Here is a 20,527-nt window from a genome sequence, read left to right on the forward strand (position 1 = left end):
AGATGGTGATGAAAAGTGAATTGACCGGACTCGATGGCTCGGTATCACGTAATCCTTCAACCGGAGAGCTGATCAAATCCTATCCGTTCCAAACGCCTGACGAAGTCGAAAATACGCTTGCATCCAACGCGCAAGCCGCCAGGGTCTGGCGTGCGACGCCGATGGCCGAGCGGGTCAACTGCTATCGACGCCTCGCCGCGACGCTTCGCGATCGCTCGGAAGCGCTTGCGCTTCTCGCGACTAGCGAAATGGGCAAGACGATTGCCTCAGCCCGCGCCGAAGTCGAGAAATGCGCGTCTGCGGTGGAGTGGTTCGCCGAGCATGGGCCGGCGATTCTGGCGGACGAACCTGTCGAACCTATCGCGTCGGATGGCGAGGACAGGATCTACGTTTCGTACCTGCCCATCGGCACGGTGCTTGCCGTCATGCCATGGAATTTCCCGTTCTGGCAAGTGATGCGCGCCGCAGGCCCGATCATGCTGTCCGGCAATGGTTTCGTGCTGAAGCACGCGCCCAATGTCATGGGTTGCGCTTATGGTCTGGTGCAAGCCTACGAAGCGAGCGGTTTTCCGAAGCATCTAATAACTGTTCTGCACACGACCAATGACGTCGTCGGACGCGCGATCGAGGATCCACGGATTGCGGCCGTCACGGTCACGGGTAGCTTGCGCGCGGGTGCTGCGGTCGCTTCGACCGCGGGGAAAGTGGCCAAGCGCAGTCTGCTCGAACTCGGCGGTGCCGATCCGTTCATTGTCTTGTCGGACGCCAACATCGACAAGGCTGTGGAAATCGGCATCGTGGCCAGATTTCAGAATGCAGGGCAGGTGTGTCTCGCGGCCAAACGCTTCATTCTCGAGCGGCCTATCGCAGACGAGTTCACGGAAAAGTTCGTCGCCGCTGCCAAAAAGATCAAGGCCGGCGATCCCCTCGATGCGTCCACTACGATCGGGCCGATCGCGCGCGGTGACCTTCGCGATGGCGTTCATGACCAGGTAGTGCGCTCGATCGCGAGCGGAGCAAAGCTGCTTCTTGGTGGCAAGAACGTGGAAGGCCCTGGCTATTTTTACGAGCCGACCGTGTTGGGTGACGTCACACCAGGCATGGCGGCATTCGACGAAGAGGTGTTCGGGCCCGTGGCCGCCATTTCAGTTGCAGAAGATCTCGAGGACGCAATTCGTCTCGCTAACACGAGCGACTTCGGCTTGAGCGGCAATCTCTGGACGACCGACGTCGCCAAAGCCGCTGAAATCGCGAGGCGGCTTGAAACCGGTGGTGTCTTTGTCAACGGATACACGGCGTCAAATCCGCGCATTCCGGTCGGTGGTGTCAAGAATAGCGGCTACGGTCGGGAACTGTCGCATTTTGGCCTCCGTGAGTTCGTGAACGCTCAAGGCGTCTGGATCAAGAAAGTTAGCTGACTATCCAGCGGCGACATGGGATCGATGGCTCTGTGATGCAGTTCGATATCAAGGAGATAGACAAGTGGCTTCATCCGTTAAAACCGTTGCGATGCTTCAGGCCCATGAGGGGTGCGAGGATGAGCTGGCCAGGTTGCTACGTGGCATGGTCGCACCGTCACGCAGCGAGCCTGGCAATCTCCGCTATGACCTGTGGCAGGACATCGACAACCCGCGTCGTTTCGTTCTCGACGAGATGTACCAGGACGCGGCAGCGGTCACGGCACATCGTGCCACCCCTCACTTCCAGAACTACCTCTCGCACATCAACGAGTTAGGCGAGCGGACCGTTGCGCTCGTTCGCGCGATCGACGTGGCCAACGCAGGTGACGCTTGAGCCATCCGCAGTCCCCGCTGTTTTAACTCACTTCAAGGAGCTCTTATCATGACAATGACGAGCGAAGCCACTCTGTTCTCTCCCACGACGATTGGTAAGATCCAAGTGGCCAACCGCATCGCCATGGCTCCGCTCACGCGCTCGCGTGCGGACAGAAACGGCGTGCATACGCCGCTCGCGATCGAATATTACCGGCAGCGTGCCACCGCTGGCCTCATCATCACCGAGGCCACCAACATCTCCCGACAGGGGCGGGGCTATGCATTCACGCCGGGTATCTACACCGAAGCTCACGTCGACGCGTGGAGGCCGGTGACCGATGCGGTACACGAGGCCGGCGGCAAAATCGTCTGTCAGCTCTGGCACGTTGGCCGGATGTCCCATGTCGACTTGCAGGAAAACGGCGCGGCCCCGGTGGCGCCGTCTGCGATCCAGGCGGGCGAACTCATCTTCCTCGAGACAGGCAAGCAGGCGCCTCCGTCGATGCCACGCGCGCTCGAAACCGACGAGATCCCCGGCATCCTCGAAGATTATAAAAACGCAGCGCGCTGTGCGATGGAGGCAGGCTTCGACGGCGTCGAGGTGCATTCGGCGAACTGCTATCTGCTGGATCAGTTTGTTCGCGACAGCACGAACAAGCGCACGGATCGCTATGGTGGCTCGCTGGAGAATCGCACGCGCTTTCCAGTGGAAGTGATTTCGGCGGTCTCCGAGATCTGGGGCCCGGACCGGGTCGGTGTTCGCCTGTCACCGCTGACACGCTCAGCCGGCGATACGCCGTTGGATAGCGATCCGCAGAAAACCTATGGTTTTTACGTGGAACGGTTGGGCAAACTAGGGTTGGCGTATCTGCACTGTATCGAAGGGCAAACACGCGGTGATAACGCGGCGAGCGCCTTCGATTTCAAAGCCCTGCACGCCATCTTCGGTGGCAAGTACATTGCCAACAACAGCTACAGCCGCGAAATGGCGATCGAAGCCATCGCATCGGGCTACGCCGAGATGGTTGCCTTCGGGCGGCCGTTCATCGGCAATCCGGATCTGGTCGAGCGCCTGCGTCGCAACGCGCCTTTGACGGAACCCAATCACGCGACCTTTTACGGCGGTGCGGCCGCAGGCTACACCGACTACAAGACGCTCGGCGAGAGCGTCACGGGTTGAATGAAGGGAGCGAAGCGACCCATTCTGGATCGCTCGCTCCCTTCCATCTCGAGTCGGGATATAGCCCGGTGATAGTGCAAATGCACAAAGCGGGGTGCATGTTCGAAAGACGTCACTGCGGACCTGCGGATACGCTACTGAACGACCCCAAAGGCTCAGGAGAACGCAGATGTCCGATGAAGCGAAGTGCCCGTTCATGCATGCGGCCGGTAGTGGTACATCGATTCAGGAGTGGTGGCCCGATCGCCTCAACCTGAAAATCCTGCGTCAAAATAGTTCTTTGTCGGACCCCATGGGCGACAAGTTCAGTTACGCGGAAGAGTTCAGGAGCCTCGACCTCGAGGCGGTGAAGCAGGATCTTCGTGTGCTCATGACAGCATCGCAAGACTGGTGGCCAGCCGACTTCGGCAATTACGGCCCTTTCTTCGTGCGCATGGCATGGCACAGCGCCGGCACTTACCGCACAGGCGATGGCCGTGGTGGCGCCGGGACGGGACAGCAGCGTTTCGCGCCAATCAACAGCTGGCCCGACAACGTCAACCTCGACAAGGCCCGCAGACTGATCTGGCCGATCAAGCAAAAATATGGCCGCAAGCTGTCATGGGCCGATCTCATCGTGCTCACCGGTACAGTGGCTTTGGAGTCGATGGGATTCAAGATCATCGGCTACGCCGGAGGTCGCGTGGATGCCTGGGAATCGGATGAAGCGGTCTACTGGGGCAATGAAACCATCTGGTTGGGTGACAAACGCTACACGGGAAATCGGCAGCTCGAGAAACCGCTGGCCGCGGTCCAGATGGGTTTGATTTACGTGAACCCGGAGGGACCCGACGGGAATCCCGATCCGGTAGCAGCGGTCACGGACATTCGCGAAACCTTTTCGCGCATGGCAATGAACGACGAGGAAACCGTCGCGCTCATCGCGGGCGGACATACGATCGGTAAGACGCATGGCGCGGGTCCAGCCACCCACGTCGGACGTGAGCCCGAAGCTGCCGGCATCGCTGAACAGGGTCTCGGCTGGAAAAGCACGTTCGGCACGGGCAATGGCGATGACACGATTACCAGTGGCCTGGAAGTGACCTGGACCACCACGCCGACGAAGTGGAACAACAACTTCTTTGAAAGCCTGTTCGGCTACGATTGGGAACTCACGAAAAAGCCCTGCCGGCGCGCATCAATGGAAGCCGAAAGGTGACGCCGGTGCGGGCACGGTGCCGGACCCGCGAGACCCTACGAAGCGGCGTGGGCCGTCCCTGATGACGACCGATCTTGCACTGCGTCTCGATCCGGTCTACGAGAAGATCTCAAGGCACTATCACGCCAATCCGGATCAGTTCGCCGATGCCTTCGCGCGAGCATGGTTCAAGCTGACCCACCGCGACATGGGTCCGCGCACACGCTATCTCGGACCGGACATTCCGGCGGAAGCGTTCATCTGGCAAGACCCGATTCCTGCGCTCGACCACGAGTTGGTCGATGTGCACGATGTCGCTGCGCTCAAGGGAAAAATCGCTGCCGCCGGGCTACCCGTATCGCAACTGATTTCGACAGCATGGGCGTCGGCATCTACGTTTCGCGGGTCCGACAAGCGGGGCGGCGCCAACGGGGCTCGCATCCGTCTCGAGCCGCAGAAGAATTGGGCAATCAATCAACCGGCCCGACTGGCTGTGGTATTGGAAACGCTGGAGGGTATCCAGCGTGATTTCAACAGCGCTCAGTCCGGCAACAAGAAAATCTCGGTGGCCGATCTGATCGTGCTGGCGGGCTGCACGGGTGTCGAGCAAGCAGCGAAAGCCGCTGGCCACGACGTCACCGTACCTTTCACGCCGGGACGCATGGATGCGCTTCAGGAGCAAACCGATGTGGAGTCCTTCGCGGCACTCAAACCAATGGCAGACGGTTTCCGCAATTACCTTGACGTTGGCTGCCTCGCTTCGTCAGAAGCGATGCTCGTCGACAAGGCTCAACAGTTGACGCTGACCGCGCCGGAGATGACGGTATTGATCGGCGGTATGCGTGTCCTGAACACCAACTTCGAACTGAGTCAGCACGGCCGCTTCAGTACGCGGCCCGAGACGTTGACCAACGATTTCTTCGTCAACCTGCTCGATACGAATACGCAATGGAGCGCCGTGTCGGCCGCCGAGGACTTATTTGAGGGACGCGACCGTGTGAGCGGTGAGCTCAGGTGGACCGGCACTCGTGCAGATTTGATCTTCGGTTCGAACCCGGAGCTTCGGGCAGTCGCCGAAGTCTACGGGAGCACAGACGGGGAAGGGCAGTTCGTCCGCGATTTCGTGGCGGCATGGAACAAGGTCATGAATCTCGACCGCTTCGACCTTGCTTGAGCATGTCGAAGCAATGCGGTGGCGAGCCTTGCAAAGGGTGGTCATCGCAAGGGCGATCGCGGATGGCAATCTGCGCATCGCCCAGTCAACACGGCGATCTCCAATGGCCAGCCTGCCGGTACTGAAACCGCGTCATTCACGCCGCTTTCATTCTTATTGCGGCTGCGTTCCTGCCGCCAAACACCAGGTAATACCCTAAGCCGCCTTCCCCTTGCCGTCCAGCTCTGATATAAATCCGTCCCCAAGCTGATTACGTTTTAGCAGCGCTTTAGCAAGCTGCACGGCTGATCGGATGGCAAGGTATTCCAGAGGAGTGGTATGGCGCGTGTAGTCGTGGTGGGCAGCATCAACATGGACATGGTGGTCAGGACGGCGGCGTTTCCGCGTCCCGGCGAAACCCTGTTTGGCAAAGGGTTTTCTACGCATCCGGGCGGCAAGGGTGCGAACCAGGCGGTCGCGGCGGCACGACTCGGCGCCGAGGTCACGATGATCGGCTGCGTGGGCGACGACGCGTTCGGTGCGCAGATGAAGGCGACGCTTGCACGCGACGGCGTCGATACGCGTTGGGTGTCGACCGGGCGTGGTTCGACCGGCATCGCGTCGATCACGGTGTCCGACAGCGATAACGCCATCGTCATCGTGCCGGGGGCGAACCATGAACTGATGCCCGCCGACGTGGACCGCGCGCAGGAAGCTATCCGTCATGCGGACGTCGTGCTCGCACAACTCGAAGTGCCGCTCGGCACCGTGCTGCACGCGGCAAAGGTCGCACGGCATTTTGGCAAGCCGTTCTTCCTGAACCCGGCGCCGGCCGTCGCGCTGACGGACGAGTTGATCGACCTGACCACGCTTCACACCCCCAATGAACACGAACTCGCGACCGCGTTGCAAACCGGTAGCGCGGATTGGCGCAGCACGCTCGCCAGCATGCCTGGCCGTATCGCGATGACGCACGGCAAGGAAGGCGCCTATTACACGAACGGTGCGGGTGAATTGCAGCATCAGCCCGGCTTCAGCGTCGATGCAGTCGACACGACCGGTGCAGGCGACACGTTCAACGGCGCACTGGCCGCGTTCTGGCATCTGGGCGTCGCCGAAGCGGTGTGGCGCGCCAACGCGGCCGGCGCGTTGTCCGTCACGCGCGCGGGCGCACAGGGCGGCATGCCGACGCTTGCCGAACTCGAACAGTTTCTGGAGGCAGCATCGTGAAAAAACTGGGACATCTGAATCGCGACATCGCGCGCGTGCTGGCCGGCATGGGGCACACGGACAGCCTCGCGATCGCCGATTGCGGCCTGCCGATTCCCGAAGGCGTCGAATGCATCGACCTGTCGCTGAAGCTCGGCACGCCCGACTTTTTCGACGTGCTGGACAGCGTGCTGGACGATTTCAAGGTCGAACGCGCCGTGTTCGCGACTGAGGCTCTCACGCAAAACGCCAACGTCGCTGCGCGCATGTCGCAGTTGGCGGCAGCCGGCATCCAGACTGCCGACGTGTCGCACGAAGCATTCAAGCGACTCTGCGGCGAAGCAAAAGCCGTGATTCGCACGGGCGAATGCAGTCCGTACGCGAACGTCATTCTCCATTCCGGTGTGATCTTCTGAGGGCCATGTCATGCAAGTGACGATGCGTGGGATTGATAAGGCATTCGGCCCGGTCCGTGTGCTCGACGGCGTTCACTTCAATATCGATGGCGGCGAAATCCACGCGCTCATGGGCGAGAACGGCGCGGGCAAATCGACGCTGATGAAAATCCTGTGCGGCGTGTATCAACCCGATCGCGGCGACATCCTCGTCGACGGCAAGCCGGTGCAAATTCGCAGCACCGTCGACGCCGAACGGGCCGGCATCGCGATCATTCACCAGGAACTGAACCTGATCCCGCAGTTGTCGGTGATGGAAAACATGTTCCTCGGCCGCGAGCCGAGCCGGTTCGGTGTGGTCGATCGTAAGGCGATGCACGCACAGGCGCGTAAATGGCTCGACATGGTCGGCGCGCAACGCATCGACCCCCATCGCGAGGCCGGGTTGCTATCTATCGGACAGCAGCAACTGGTCGAAATCGCGAAGGCGCTTTCGCTCGACGCGCGCGTGCTGGTCATGGACGAACCGACCGCGGCGCTAACGAACCACGAAATCGACAACCTGTTCGACATCATGCTCGCGATGAAGGCGCGCGGCGTCGCATTGGTCTACGTCTCGCACCGGATGGAAGAGATCTTTCGCATCTGTGACAAGGTCAGCGTGTTGCGCGACGGCAAGTTCGTCGGCGAACGCGTGGTCGCCGAGACGAGTTTCGAGGACATCGTTCGACTGATGGTAGGGCGCGAACTCGGTCAGCGCTTTCCGAAGCGCAACCATGAACCGGGCGAAGTACGCCTGAGCGTCTCCGGCCTCGCGGACGACGGCAACGTGTCCGGCATCACGTTCGATGTGCGCGCCGGCGAAGTACTCGGTATTGCCGGATTGATGGGCGCGGGCCGCAGCGAAATCCTGCGCACGCTCTTCGGTGTGAATCGCAAGACGGCGGGCACCGTCGCGCTCGACGGCAAGATCGTCGATGCGCGCGATGCGACCGGCGCGATTGCCGCGGGCATCGGTTTCGTTACCGAAGACCGTAAGAGTCAGGGCCTCGTGCTAGGCATGTCGGTGCGCGAAAACGCGACGCTTGTCCACCTCGACAATTACGCGCGCCTCGGTGTCGTCGACGAGACGGCCGAACGCAACGCGGTCGACCAACTCATCAAGCAATTGCGTATCCGAACCCGCGATGCCGAACTCGACGTGAAGTCGTTGTCGGGTGGCAACCAGCAGAAAGTGGTCTTCGCCAAGTGGCTTGCGTCCCCGCCGAAAGTGCTGTTGCTCGATGAACCTACGCGTGGCGTCGATGTGGGCGGGAAGGCGGAGATCTACACGATCGTCAATCAACTCGCGGCGCAAGGCGTCGCCATCGTGATGGTGTCGTCCGAATTGCCCGAAGTGCTGGCGATGAGCGACCGCATTCTCGTGATGCATCAAGGTCGTCAGAACGGCATTTTCCCGGCAGCGGGCGCGACGCAGGAACAGATCATGACGGCCGCAACCGGCGGCGACGTGGGCAACGCGGTAGCGGCGGCCTGAAATCAATTTTTTCGGCGGCACAGCCGCCGCATGCGAGAACCGAGATGTCGCAACTAACCATGACACCCCATACCAAGGCCACGCTGCAAAAGCTTGGACCGTTGATTGCCCTGCTGATCGTGTCGGTCGGGCTGTCGATCGTCAGCTCCGACTTCCTGACTGTCGATAATCTGCTCAACGTGATGCGTCAGGCGTCGATCAATGCGCTCATCGCGTTCGGCATGACGCTCGTGATTCTGCTGGGCGGCATCGATCTGTCGGCAGGCTCGGTGCTCGCGCTGTCCTCGGTGATTATCGCGAGCCTGATGCAGCACGGCACGTCCGCTGTCGTGGCGACATTGGCCGGCCTCGCAGCCGGCGCGTTCATGGGCTTCGCGAACGGCGTCGTGATCAGCAAGGGCAAAGTGGCGCCGTTCATCGCGACGCTAGGCTCGATGACCGTGCTGCGAGGCCTCGCTCTCGTGGTATCGAACGGCAGTCCGATCAGCGATTTCAACAGCGACTTCTTCTCGATGCTCGGCGGCGGTTACATCGCGCACATCGTGCCGATCCCGGTCGTGTTGATGCTGATCGTGTTCGCCGTGTTCTGGTTCGTGCTGAAGAAGACCGTGTTCGGTCGCCACGTGTATGCGACCGGCGGCAACGCGGAGTCGTCGAAGCTGTCGGGCGTGAAGGTGGACCGTATTCAATTGTGGGTTTACACGATCTCGGGTCTGATGGCCGCGATCGCCGGCGTGGTCCTGACTTCGCGTTTGAACTCCGCGCAACCCACGGCGGGCACTGGCTACGAACTCGACGCGATCGCTGCGGTGGTGCTCGGCGGCACGAGCCTGACGGGCGGACGCGGCTGGATCTTCGGCACCTTGATGGGCGCGCTGCTGATCGGCGTGCTCAACAACGGCCTGAATCTGCTCGACGTGTCGTCGTTCTATCAGCAGGTCATTAAGGGCGCCGTGATTCTGCTCGCGGTGCTGATCGATCGCGGTAGCAAGAAATAACTGCGCGACGTCGCGCGGCCGGCGGGTGATCGACGGCCGCTGAAGAGTTTCCGTTTTACACACACTACGTTTGAGCTTCAGGAGGAAGACAATGAAAAAAATCGTATCGCCATTGATCGGTGCATTGCTGATCGCAGGGCTCGTGGCATGTTCGAAGCAAGGTCCGGAATCGGCTTCCACGTCGTCGAGCGCACCGGCTTCCGGCGCTGCGTCGGGTCAAGCGAAGATTGGTCTGTCGATCTCAACGCTGAACAATCCGTTCTTCGTGTCGCTTCGCAAGGGCGCGGAAGACGAGGCGAAAAAAGAAGGCGTGACGCTGATTACCGTCGATGCACAGAACGACCCGGCCAAGCAGCAGGCCAGCGTCGAAGATTTGATCGAGAAAAAGGTCAGTGTCATCCTGATCAACCCGACGGATTCGTCGGCTGTCGCCAACGTGGTGAAGGAAGCGACTGACAAGGGCATCAAGGTGATTTCGCTCGACCGTAGCGTGAAGGGTGCCGAAGTCAGCTCGCATATCGCCTCGGACAACGCGGCCGGCGGCAAGATGGCGGCGGACTTCCTCGTCGAGAAGCTCGGCGGCAAGGGCAATATCGTCGAGCTGCAAGGTATTCCGGGCTCGTCGGCAGCGCGTGAACGCGGCACCGGTTTCGATGACGAAGCACAAGCCAAGGGCGGCGTAAAGATCGTCACGAAGCAGCCCGCCGACTTCGACCGTGCGAAGGGGTTGTCGGTGATGGAAAACATCATCCAGAGCAACAAGGATATTCAAGCCGTGTTCGCGCAGAACGACGAAATGGCGCTCGGCGCGGTGAAGGCGTTGCAGGCAGCCGGTCTGAAGAATGTGGCGGTCGTTGGCTTCGACGCGACGGACGATGCCATGGCGGCGGTCAAGGCCGGCACGATGGCGGCGACGGTCCAGCAGCAGCCGGAATTGATCGGCCAATACGGCGTGCAAACGGCCAGAAAACTGATGGACGGTCAGAGCGTCGACAAGTCGATCCCTGTTCCGCTGAACCTGTTCAAACAGTAAGTTCCCAAGGCAACTGCACGCGTAGTACCATCCGGCAAAGATGGCGGGCTATGCGGAATGGTTGCGTGTCGCGTTGCGAGTGCGACCTCGCCGGCGGCAGCCGGTGTAACGCCCCCTTTACCGGGGGCGTCAACATTTTTGACCTCAGGAATCAGTGTGACCCAGTTCGAGCGATTGACTATCGACGACATCGCGCGGCTCGCGAACGTTTCTCGCACGACTGCCAGCATGGTGATCAATGGCTACGCGGAACGCTACCGCATCTCGGCGGCAACGGTAGAGCGCGTGCTGCAGGTAGCGCGCGACAATCACTTCGTACCGTCGCAGTCGGCACGCTCGCTGCGTTCGCGGCGCAGCAATACCGTCGGACTGGTCATTCCCGACCTCACCAATTCCGCACACTCGGCACTCGCGCAGGCGATGGAGTCGCTATGCCGTAAGCAATACGGCTATCAACTGGTGATCGTCACCAGCGACGAAGACCCGGCGCGCGAGACCGAAGGCATTGCACATCTGGTTGCGCATCAGGTGGACGGGATGATCGTCGTTCCCTGCACAGCCGACGCCAGGCGCTACGAGAAATGGATGAAACGACTGCCGCTGGTGTTTGCGGATCGTCGTGTGCTCGATAGCCAGATTCCGTATGTCGTAACCGACGCCACCGAAACCGTCGCGAGCCTGGTGGGCGATGCGCTGCAGCAAGGCGTACGCGAAGTCATCTATTTTGGCGGTCAGCCCGAGCTATCCGCGAGCCGCGACCGTCTGGCCGGTTACCGTCTTGCGCTCGCCGCGCACGGTGTGGCCGAGCAGCCCGGCTGGGTCCACGAACGCGACTTTCAGCGCGATTCGGGCCACGCGCTGATGCAGGCCTGGTTCGGCCAGCACGGCCGCTATCCGCAGGCGCTATTCGCGGGATCGATCACACTGCTCGAAGGCGTGTTGTCGTTCATTAGCGAAACCCACAAACTCGCGCAGGCGCCCGAACGCCTGATGACCTTCGACGATCACCAATTGCTCGACTGCCTGCCGCTCCCGATCGACGCAATCGTGCAGGACAGCCAGCAGCTTGCCGACCAGAGTTTGCGCTGTGTGATGGCGTTGCTCGAAGGCGAGGCGACCCCTGCGTCGCTGCAGGTGCCTGCGCATATCCACTATCGGCGCGTGGTTTCCGCGCCGGGTTGAAGCAACGCTACGCCTCGCTTTCCAGATACCCTCCGCTCGCTCGACGTCTCTGATTGGCGATTGCTCGCGTAGCGATTTCGCGAGCATGCCGGATGTTGCTGGTCGGGATAAAAAGCAACTAACTGTCAATTTTTTCAACGTCCACCCCTCAAAGGGCGGACCCTGTTTCTCAACTATCCGTGCCGGCCACCGGAAGAGTGAAGTAGAACCGCGCCCCGCCATGAACGGACCGATTGTCCGCCGAGATATGGCCGCCATGGGTTTCGATGATCGACCGGCAAATGGGCAGTCCCATCCCCATGCCGTTCTCCTTGGTCGTGAAAAAGCTCTCGAACAGGCTGTCGAGATGATTCAGGGCGATGCCCGGACCGTTATCTTCGACGACACAACGCAGCGTGGCGGCGTCCTCCATGGCGACCCGGATCGTGATCTCGCGCCGGGTACTTCGCGTTTGTTCGATTGCCTGCATGGCATTCACGGTGAGATTCACGACCACCTGCTGCAACTGGATGCGGTCGACCCGCACTTGAGGCGTCCCATCGACGAGTTGGCGCGTCACGGCGACGTGGCGCGATTGCACTTCGTGACGCAAAAACACGAGCGCTTCATCGATGAGTTCGTCGAGCGATGTCAGCGTGCGTTCGGGTGCTCGTCGAACTGCCATGCCGCGAATGCGGCCGATGATCTCCGTCGCATGCCGGGCATCGGCGATGATGCGCATGTTGGTGGCTCGTACTTCGGCGAGATCCGGTACGGGGCGATTGAGCCAGCCTAAACCGGCCTGACTGTTCAAGGCGATAGCGGTGAGCGGTTGCTTCAGTTCGTGGGCAATCGAGGCGGTCAGCTCGCCGAGCATGGAAATACGCGCCGCGTGTGCAAAGTCCGCCTGCACACGTTGAAGCATTTCCTGTGCACGAATACGTTCTGTCAGGTCGACCAGACTGATGACGGCGACGCCTGGATCGTCGCTCATTCGAGGGCGCGCAACGGTGAACAGCACATCGATGACTCGCCCGTCCAGTGTCGGAAGCCGGGTCGTCTCCTGAAACAGATCGTCGCCGTTATAGCGGCTTTCCAGCGCACGTCGAAAAGTGGCGGGACTCTCCCGCCAGACCCAACTCAGCGGGCCGAGCAATTCACGCCGGTCCCGCGCGCCGAACATCTGCACCGCACTGTTGTTGACGTCTTCGAGGATGAGCCCATCGAGCGCGCTGGCCAGCCATTCGGGATGCTCATCGATATAGGCTGAAAGATCCTCGACACCTTGCGCTCGTAGCTCCGTCAACATGGCGATCAGAGCCTGGGCCTCGGTCTGCCACAAACCGACTGGCGTTTCGCTGAAGAGGTGACGGTAGCGATGCTCGCTGCGCCGAAGGTCGGCGTATAGCCTTGCATTCTCCAACGAAATCGCGGCCTGGGACGCCAGCAGCCTCAGCACGGCGATGCGGGCGGGCGTGAAAACGCGCGGGGTCAGGGTGTTCTCGAGATACAGCACGCCGATCAGTTTGCCCTGCTTGATGAGCGGCAGACACAGAATGGATCTGCAGGCGTGATCCCGGATGTATTCGTCCCCCGAGAAGGGGCTTTGGTCCAGGGCATCGTCTAGCAAAAGGCTGTCGCTGGTCCGTATCACGTAGCGCAGAATCGATTCGGGGAACGCAGCGGGCGCAACGCGAGTATGAGGAATGCGGACCTCGACCGTATCGCGCACCGTGGCCGCTTCCGCTTCGATCCACAACTCATCGCCGCGTGGCAGCACCAGCACCCCCCGATCGGCGCCAGCATGCTCAAGTGCGAGAATCATCAGCGTGTGAATCAATTCATTCAGGCCGATCTGGCTGAAGATTGTTTGCGACACCTTGACGACGGTGCCAAGGTCCAGTTGCTCGACCGAAGTCGCCATCGTGCTCTCGGCGTGCAGCGACACTTCCTGCCGCAATTGCGCATGGGTCCTGTCCAGTTGACGGACTTTGCCGAAAGCACCCCAGCGCACGTAGCAGGCGCGTGCATTCCGAAGATAAGTGTCGGCGATCGTCTCGAATCCGCGAGACGCATAGAACCGCGCGGCGACTTCATTGGCCACGCCCTGATTCTGAATGAAGCCGTGTTCGCGGGCGGAGCGTATCGCTTCTTCGTAAAGATGCATGGCGTCGGAGTCACGGGCCTCGATACGCGCGATCTCCGCACGGACCAGCGCGAGCCGATTGCGAAAATTTTCGGGGCAGTGATGAGTCCAGTGTTCGAATTTGCGGAGCTTCGTCTCGAGGACTACCCTGAATTCCTGTTGCCGAGCGACAGATACCGTCGGATACAGCGCAGTCAGCGTAAGCGCGTGATAGAAGTGATAGGTTGCCTCGATCGGCATGCTCATGGCGGCAGCGAGCACTGGTTCGGCCTGCGTCGCACAATCGAGCGCCTCGCCATACTCGCCATCGAGGAAGGCGAGTATCTGTTTCATGATGTGATAGAAGACGATGCCGCAGCCGAACGTTGCCGTGACGATAGTGGCGAAGCTTGCCGTCTCGTCAAACGTGCCGTCGCCCAATCTGAGCGTGCGCGTCGACCGGCCCTGAAGGCTCGCGATGAATTGCTGCTCGAGTCGTATCGTCTCGTAGACGGCATCGTTGTGGCTTTGCCGCGCGAACGCCGCGAATTTCACCGACTGCGTCTGCACGTCTTCAAGAGCGTCTCCCTTCTCGATCAACTGCCAGACGGTCTCGAAGGCGAGAAAACCCCCGTACACGAAGTCGCCCACGTCGAGACAGGCGGCGAAGGCCTGCTCCAGAATCGGCAGGCCGGTCGCGAAGTGATGACGCCAGAAGTTGACGTGGTCGCCGTGCAGGTGAAGCAAGGTCCCGCGCAAATGGAGATTGCCCAACTTCTCGTTGAGTTGCAGCGACAGTTCGGAGAACTGGAAGGCGGAGGCGATATCGCCCATTGCCGAGACCAGCCAGAGCGAATACACGCCGTAAGCGAAACTCGATTGATCGGTATTGCCGTGCTGCATGGAAAGGTTGATCGCCTTCAGCGTCACCAACGGGAAGAGCAATGGCCGTCCGATGTATGCGCAAGGCACCGCATCCACCAGCAGGTTGATGATGGCTTGCATCGTGGGATCGTCCGCCATCGGCGCATCGAGCATGTCGGTGATGGCGCGTCCGCGAAGACTGGTCTGAACCTCCCGCAACCCGGCTTCGACTGCGATCTGAATGTCGTGACCGGTTTCCGGCAGGGTCACACCGAAATCCCGGAGCGCCCCGAGCGCCACGTTGAAACCTTCGTCATACTTACTCGCAACCTGATACTGCTTGATGCGCAGGCTATACACCTTGGCCCGATCGAGTTTGCTGTGCGCCAGGCCCAGGATCATGTCGAACAGCGCGTCCGCCGTGCGAAAATTTCCCACCAGATATTCGCACTCGGACAGTGCGAGATAGAGATCGAAGGTCTCCTCGTAGCGTCGCGTCCAGGCGTCCGCGGACAGTAGCCCGGCGGCCTGCGCGAGGTAGTTTCGAGCGGAGACGTAGGCGGTCGAATGTTTCGCGCGCTTGCCCGCCACGATGTTCAACTCTACTACGCGCTCGCGCTCTTCCTGCGTAGTGATCAGCGCGGCGCCGCGATTCAGGTGATTCACGATATCGAAGATGCGCTCTTCGAGTTCCTCGGGCGCGGTCCCCGATGCGAGCAACCGGCCGATCCGCAGATGCGCTGCCGCGCGTTCGTCGAGCGGAATCAACGCGTACGCCGCCTCGTGAACGCGATCATGGACAAACTTATAAGTGTTCTCGACCCGGAAGACGAGACCCGACTTCACGGCGTCCCACAGTTCTGCGTGAACCTCTTGCGCGGCGCCGCCGCGAACGAGCGTCAGCGTGCCGACATCGGCCACGTTGCCCAGGCAGGCAAGCTGCCTCAACGTGTCCTGCGTATTGGCCGGCTGACGACCAAGCTTCGCGGCCATGAGGTCGGCGACGTTTTCGGTGAAGCCCTTGGCCCGAATACGAGGTAGATCCCATGTCCACCTGGCGGCGCCATGATCGAATGCAAGCAGCTTCTCCTCGGTCAGCGCAGTGAGGAACTGGATCGCGAAGAATGGGTTGCCACCCGTCTTTTCATGCACTAACTGTGCGAGTGGACGAGCCATCGAGCGGTCGCAGCGTAGCGAATCGGCCACCAGTTCCGCGACGCTTGCAGGCATGAGGGGAGCGAGAACGGTCTCCTCCATGTGCCCGCCGGCGCGTCGGATCGAGTCGAGCGTGCGCATCAGTGGATGCGGGAGATCGACCTCATTGTCACGGTATGCGCCGACCAGAAGGAGATGCCGCACCTCGGGATGCGTCATCAGATGCTCGATCAGATCGAGGGTCGCGACGTCCAGCCATTGAAGATCGTCGACGAACAAGGCGAGAGGATGCTCTGCTGCGGCAAACACGCCGAGGAATCGTCGAAACACGAGCTGGAAGCGGCTCTGTGCATCGCGTGGAGGGAGGGCGGGGACGGGCGGTTGCTCGCCGATGATAAGCGCCAACTCCGGGATGAGATTCACCATGAGTTCGCCATTCGGGCCCAAGGCTTCCATGAGGGCGCTTCGCCAGCGATCGACCTCCTCGTCACTTTTCCCGAGTAATTCGCGGACAAGAGATTGAAAGGCCTGCGCCAGCGTCATGTAAGGACTGTCGCGTTTGTATTGATCGACCTTGCCGGCCGCGAACAGTCCGCGCGGCGGGACCAGCACCTTGTGCAACTCGTTGACGACCGACGATTTCCCGATTCCGGCGTAACCCGAGACGAGCACCATTTCGGCCTTGCCAGTGGCTACGACGCGATCGAAAGTCTCGATGAGCGCCTTGATCTGCTCGGCGCGCCCATACAGTCGTTCGGGGATCAGCAGCCGGTCAGAGGCATCGTGCGCGCAAAGTGGAAACGGTTCGATCCGGCCATGCAACTGCCACGCCGAGAGACAGGCCCTGAGATCGGCTTCGACACCGGAGGCGGTCTGATAGCGACTTTCCGCGGTCTTGGCGAGCAGTTTGAGTACGATGCTCTCAACCGGCGCGGGGATGCCGCTGACGCGTTCGCTCGGTGGCGGCGGCTGCCGGGCGATATGGCAATGAATCCATTCCATTGCGTCCGATGCCATGAACGGCAACGTTCCGGTCAACATCTCGTACAGCGTCACGCCCAGCGAATAGAGATCGCTGCGTGCGTCGATCGACCGGTTCATCCGGCCGGTCTGCTCGGGTGCCATATAAGCGAACGTGCCGGCAATGATCTCTGGGGGCGCTGGTGTCTGGCGCTCCTGCTGCAATTGGGATGCGATGCCGAAACCTGTGAGCCGCAGCGCGTCATGGGCGTCGACAAGCACATTCGCCGGCTTAATGTCCTTATGAATCAGGCCGCGCCGATGAACATGGCCAATTGCGATTGCGAGGTTGAGGGCAAGACGCAGAAAGTGCGTCATTTCGAGGGGCCGCCCAAGCGAGCGGTCGAGCGGTTCGCAGCCGTTATCGTCGAGAACTAACGCGGGTAGCGCGTTGTGGCGGCTGAGCGCGAGGGGTTGGGCCGCCCACCGGGAATCCAGCACGGCCGCGAGGGAGTATTCGTGCTCGAGACGCGTGACGCTTCGGGACGCCGGGCGTGCCGCAACTAGCGTGAGTACCGAGACAGGATTGCCTGGCTGCCGGGCGCGGTATAACGAAAAATCTCCATCGGCGCGTAGCGATTCCAACTCGTATCCGGTGAGATCCATGTAATCCATGTTGTCTCGCTGGGAACACTGTTCTTCGGTGATTTTGCGCGATTCCGAGTCCCTTTGCCACCGCTGAGCCGTTCGCGTACGAAAGGGCGCCGGGTGAAAAACGCCGAGCGAGTCCAACTTCTACCCACTCGAATGTCGCACCGTGGCGCCAATCGACTGGCCCACGGGATGACTCGTTATCCTGAGTTTTAGTCTCTGCTGAAAACGATTGCTTAACAAGCGTTTTCTGTCGTCACTCCATGCGCGCCGTCGGCGTTGGCGAGGACTGGGCGCAAATCGATACCTGGAAGCAGCGATCGTCCATGCGGTTTTGAGCAATATCGTGCGTTGCCGAAACAGAGAGAAATTCCCCGGCGGTAACATGAAAACGGGTGAGAAGTTTCAACCGATCTGAGCTTCGAGATGACGATCGACGACGTGCAATCACGGTAGTGATGACGTAGCGAATACGACGTCAGTTCCGGCATCGTCATCGACCCTGTTCCTCAACGCCAAAAAGCCTGGAGAAAAAAATGGACAACTCGACCGGCATTGCCTCTTCGAATCGCCGACAACTGCTTGCTGCGGGCGCCGGAGTCGCAGCCGCCGCAATCGCAGCGCCGGTGATGACGATGGCCGCGACTGCGGGCGGCGCCAATACACGTAACGCCTCCCATCAACAACACCAAGGGGTACACACGATGGATACCGTGACTGCGAAGGACGGCACCCGGATTTTCTTCAAGGACTGGGGTAGCGGGAAACCCGTCGTCCTTTCGCACGGCTGGCCGCTCGACGCGGATGCGTGGGATGCCCAGATGCTGTTTCTGGTGCATAAGGGATATCGTGTGATCGCGCACGATCGTCGTGGTAGTGGCCGTTCCGGCCAGTCGTCGCGCGGTAACGACGTCGACACTTACGCGGACGATCTGGCGACCGTGATCAATGCGCTCGACCTCAAGGAAGCAACCCTCGTCGGCCACTCGATGGGAGGCGGTGAAGTCGCTCGCTATATCGGCCGGCATGGTTCGTCACGCGTGGCAAAGACGGTGTTGATCAGCGCGGTGGTGCCGCTCATGATCAAGACCGAAAGCAATCCGGACGGTCTGCCTACATCCGTGTTCGACGGCATTCGTGAGAACCTGACGGGCAACCGCTCCGTGTTCTACAAGAATCTCGCCATGGCCTTCTATGGATTCAACCGGCCGAATGCGAAAGTCGAACAAGGCACGATCGACGAATTCTGGCGGGAAGGGATGGCCGGATCGATCCTGGGACAGTACGACTGTGTGCAGCAGTTCGAGGTCGATTACACAGCGGATCTGAAGAAGATCGATGTTCCCACCCTGGTCTTGCACGGTGACGACGACCAGCTGGTTCCCGTCAACATTGCGGGTCGGATGACGGCCAGGATCGTCAAGAACGCGACGCTGAAGGTTTATCCCGGTGCGCCTCACGGCATGTGTACGACGCACGCAGATCAGGTCAATGCCGATTTGCTGGCGTTCCTGCAAAGCTGATACGGAGCGCGTGAGCATGAAACCTTATATCGCGGTCCATATGATGTCATCGCTCGACGGCCGCAGTCTGACCGACGGGTGGCGTCTTCCTTTCGTCTTTGGTCTGTACGAAGAGACCGCCGCCCAATTCAAAGCGGACGGCTGGATTTGCGGCCGTGTGACCATGCAGGAAGTCTCGCACGGCGAGGACTATCCGAAGGGACTTGCGAAGGGGGCAGTGCCACGCACCGATCATTTTGTCGACCGCACTGCGAGCCAATACGCAATCTCGATCGACCCGCATGGGCGCGTGGCGTGGAAAAGCAATACGGCACTCAAATCACACGTCGTCGAAGTCGTGACCGAAGGGGTGACCGACGACTATCTGGCGTACCTGCGGTCGATCAACGTCTCGTACATGTTTGGCGGCAAGAGCGAGATCGATCTGGCGAAAGTGATTCAAACGCTGGCGGCCGAGTTAGGTGTTAAAAAATTGATCGTGGAGGGCGGCTCGCGCATCAGCGGCGCGTTCGTGAAAGAGGGACTCGTCGACGAAGTGAGCGTGCTGATCATCCCGCTTGTCGACGGTCGCAGCGAGCATCCCTCGTCGTTCGAAATAGCCATGGACGAATGGCAGGCGCCGGCTTATCTCAAGCTCACGTCCGTCGACAAGCTGGAACATGGAGCGGTCTGGCTGCGATATAGCACGGCGCAACAGGTCACCTGATCCGCACGTGTGGTCGTCGCAAGTACATTGCTGCTTTACGGACGACTCTCGCCGGCGAGTACCTTGGCAAATGTTCTTGCGAAAGTGTGGGCGTCGCCCGGCCATCGCGCGGAGACGTATTTGCCGTCTACGACGACCCATGCCGGCGTGTCGTCCGCTGCGGTGTCGCGCGAAAGCCCCGAAGTCTTTTTGCGGAACTGAGGATGGTCGCGAGGGACGTCCACGAAATCTTGCGGCCGTGCAAGCTGCCGGACGACCTCCTGTTCGACAGACATGTATCCCGCCGGCTCGGTCGCTTTCTCCGTGTAGGTTCTATAGTAGTTGCGGTCCCAGAACCTGGTGAAGCGTGCGATGTTGCTTGCCGCTCTTTCCAGATTTTAGGTCAGCGCGGTAGTGTTGAGCCCGTAAAGCACCGACATGCCATTCGACGTTTTGCTGCGTGCCGCGAGAAGGACGCCATGGCAGATGGCAGCGACGGGTTTCTGCGCGTCGAAGAATTGAACGACCAGACGCTGGAGCGTCTCACTCTCCAGAAATTGCCGCATTCCTCTCGCGCGATGACCGCCTGCGAGCAGCAGCGCATCATATTCGCTTGCCTTCAGGTTCGCCCATCGCTCGGGTTGCTGGTAGGTTGCCGTCGCAGCCATCTTCGCGTAGGCCCGGCGCGCCTGCGCATTGGCTCCGAGGAAAAGGCCGATGAGTTTGATGTGTCCCAGGACCGGCAGCGGGCTCCACGGATCGAGCCCGCGCCCGGTCACCATGACGGGGTCCGCTTTGGCTGGCTGACCATCTGGCGTGGCGAAGCTAACTCGGTGACCTTCGGAAGTGAGAACCAGCCAGCTTATTGCAACCTCGGTCGGGTCGAAGTCGAGTGAAGGGAGTGGAATGAGGACATGTGCCATTGTTATGTACTGTTAGTCCGACG

General features: G+C 60.6%; 13 protein-coding genes and 1 pseudogene. 12 read left to right on the forward strand and 2 right to left on the reverse strand.

The genetic code is table 11. The features are described 5' to 3' along the window. The first annotated feature begins 8 nt into the window (after positions 1-8). The 10 genes and pseudogenes from FQ705_RS28865 to FQ705_RS28910 all read left to right on the forward strand — a co-directional run bounded on the left by FQ705_RS28865 (position 9) and on the right by FQ705_RS28910 (position 11,639). Complete coding sequence (locus tag FQ705_RS28865; protein WP_144147335.1) at positions 9-1,418, forward strand: NAD-dependent succinate-semialdehyde dehydrogenase; 1,410 nt, start codon at positions 9-11, stop codon at positions 1,416-1,418. Positions 1,419-1,482: 64 nt separating this feature from the next. Next, positions 1,483-1,794, forward strand: coding sequence for a putative quinol monooxygenase (locus FQ705_RS28870; RefSeq protein WP_144147338.1), 312 nt, complete (start codon positions 1,483-1,485; stop codon positions 1,792-1,794). A 54-nt stretch (positions 1,795-1,848) separates the two neighbouring features. Continuing rightward, the gene (locus FQ705_RS28875) at positions 1,849-2,955 is read left to right on the forward strand and encodes an alkene reductase (RefSeq protein ID WP_186308061.1); all 1,107 of its coding nucleotides are present in this window, start codon (positions 1,849-1,851) and stop codon (positions 2,953-2,955) included. Between the two features lie 169 nt (positions 2,956-3,124). After that, positions 3,125-5,306 (forward strand): annotated as a pseudogene (gene katG / locus FQ705_RS28880) (catalase/peroxidase HPI). 318 nt (positions 5,307-5,624) lie between these two features. Next, positions 5,625-6,515, forward strand: coding sequence for a ribokinase (rbsK, locus tag FQ705_RS28885; RefSeq protein ID WP_144147344.1), 891 nt, complete (start codon positions 5,625-5,627; stop codon positions 6,513-6,515). Then, positions 6,512-6,910: a D-ribose pyranase gene (gene rbsD, locus FQ705_RS28890; RefSeq protein ID WP_144147347.1), complete on the forward strand. Its 399-nt coding sequence runs from the start codon at positions 6,512-6,514 to the stop codon at positions 6,908-6,910. The genes rbsK and rbsD overlap by 4 nt, the downstream gene beginning before the upstream one ends. Before the next feature lie 22 nt (positions 6,911-6,932). Further along, positions 6,933-8,426, forward strand: a complete 1,494-nt coding sequence (locus FQ705_RS28895) for a sugar ABC transporter ATP-binding protein (RefSeq protein ID WP_313955683.1) — start codon at positions 6,933-6,935, stop codon at positions 8,424-8,426. Between the two features lie 59 nt (positions 8,427-8,485). Further along, positions 8,486-9,424 carry an ABC transporter permease subunit gene (locus tag FQ705_RS28900; RefSeq protein WP_313955684.1) on the forward strand — a complete coding sequence of 313 codons (939 nt, stop codon included), beginning with the start codon at positions 8,486-8,488 and terminating at the stop codon, positions 9,422-9,424. 91 nt (positions 9,425-9,515) lie between these two features. Beyond that, on the forward strand, positions 9,516-10,457 hold the full coding sequence (gene rbsB / locus FQ705_RS28905; RefSeq protein ID WP_144147356.1) for a ribose ABC transporter substrate-binding protein RbsB: 942 nt from the start codon (positions 9,516-9,518) through the stop codon (positions 10,455-10,457). 156 nt (positions 10,458-10,613) lie between these two features. After that, positions 10,614-11,639: a substrate-binding domain-containing protein gene (locus FQ705_RS28910; protein ID WP_144147358.1), complete on the forward strand. Its 1,026-nt coding sequence runs from the start codon at positions 10,614-10,616 to the stop codon at positions 11,637-11,639. 169 nt (positions 11,640-11,808) lie between these two features. Here FQ705_RS28910 and FQ705_RS28915 read toward each other — a convergent pair whose 3' ends face one another. Continuing rightward, positions 11,809-17,397, reverse strand: a complete 5,589-nt coding sequence (locus tag FQ705_RS28915; protein ID WP_313955685.1) for an AAA family ATPase — start codon at positions 17,395-17,397, stop codon at positions 11,809-11,811. Between the two features lie 680 nt (positions 17,398-18,077). On the opposite strand from FQ705_RS28915, the gene FQ705_RS28920 reads away from it, so the two are divergent. Then, positions 18,078-18,896, forward strand: coding sequence for an alpha/beta fold hydrolase (locus tag FQ705_RS28920; protein ID WP_186308063.1), 819 nt, complete (start codon positions 18,078-18,080; stop codon positions 18,894-18,896). Between the two features lie 16 nt (positions 18,897-18,912). After that, positions 18,913-19,602, forward strand: a complete 690-nt coding sequence (locus FQ705_RS28925) for a dihydrofolate reductase family protein (protein WP_144147363.1) — start codon at positions 18,913-18,915, stop codon at positions 19,600-19,602. Positions 19,603-19,979: 377 nt separating this feature from the next. Here FQ705_RS28925 and FQ705_RS34695 read toward each other — a convergent pair whose 3' ends face one another. Continuing rightward, complete coding sequence (locus tag FQ705_RS34695; protein ID WP_260854652.1) at positions 19,980-20,504, reverse strand: type 1 glutamine amidotransferase domain-containing protein; 525 nt, start codon at positions 20,502-20,504, stop codon at positions 19,980-19,982. Positions 20,505-20,527: the final 23 nt, after the last annotated feature.

Origin of the sequence: Paraburkholderia sp. BCC1884, assembly GCF_900996225.1 — a bacterium.
GTDB lineage: Bacteria > Pseudomonadota > Gammaproteobacteria > Burkholderiales > Burkholderiaceae > Paraburkholderia.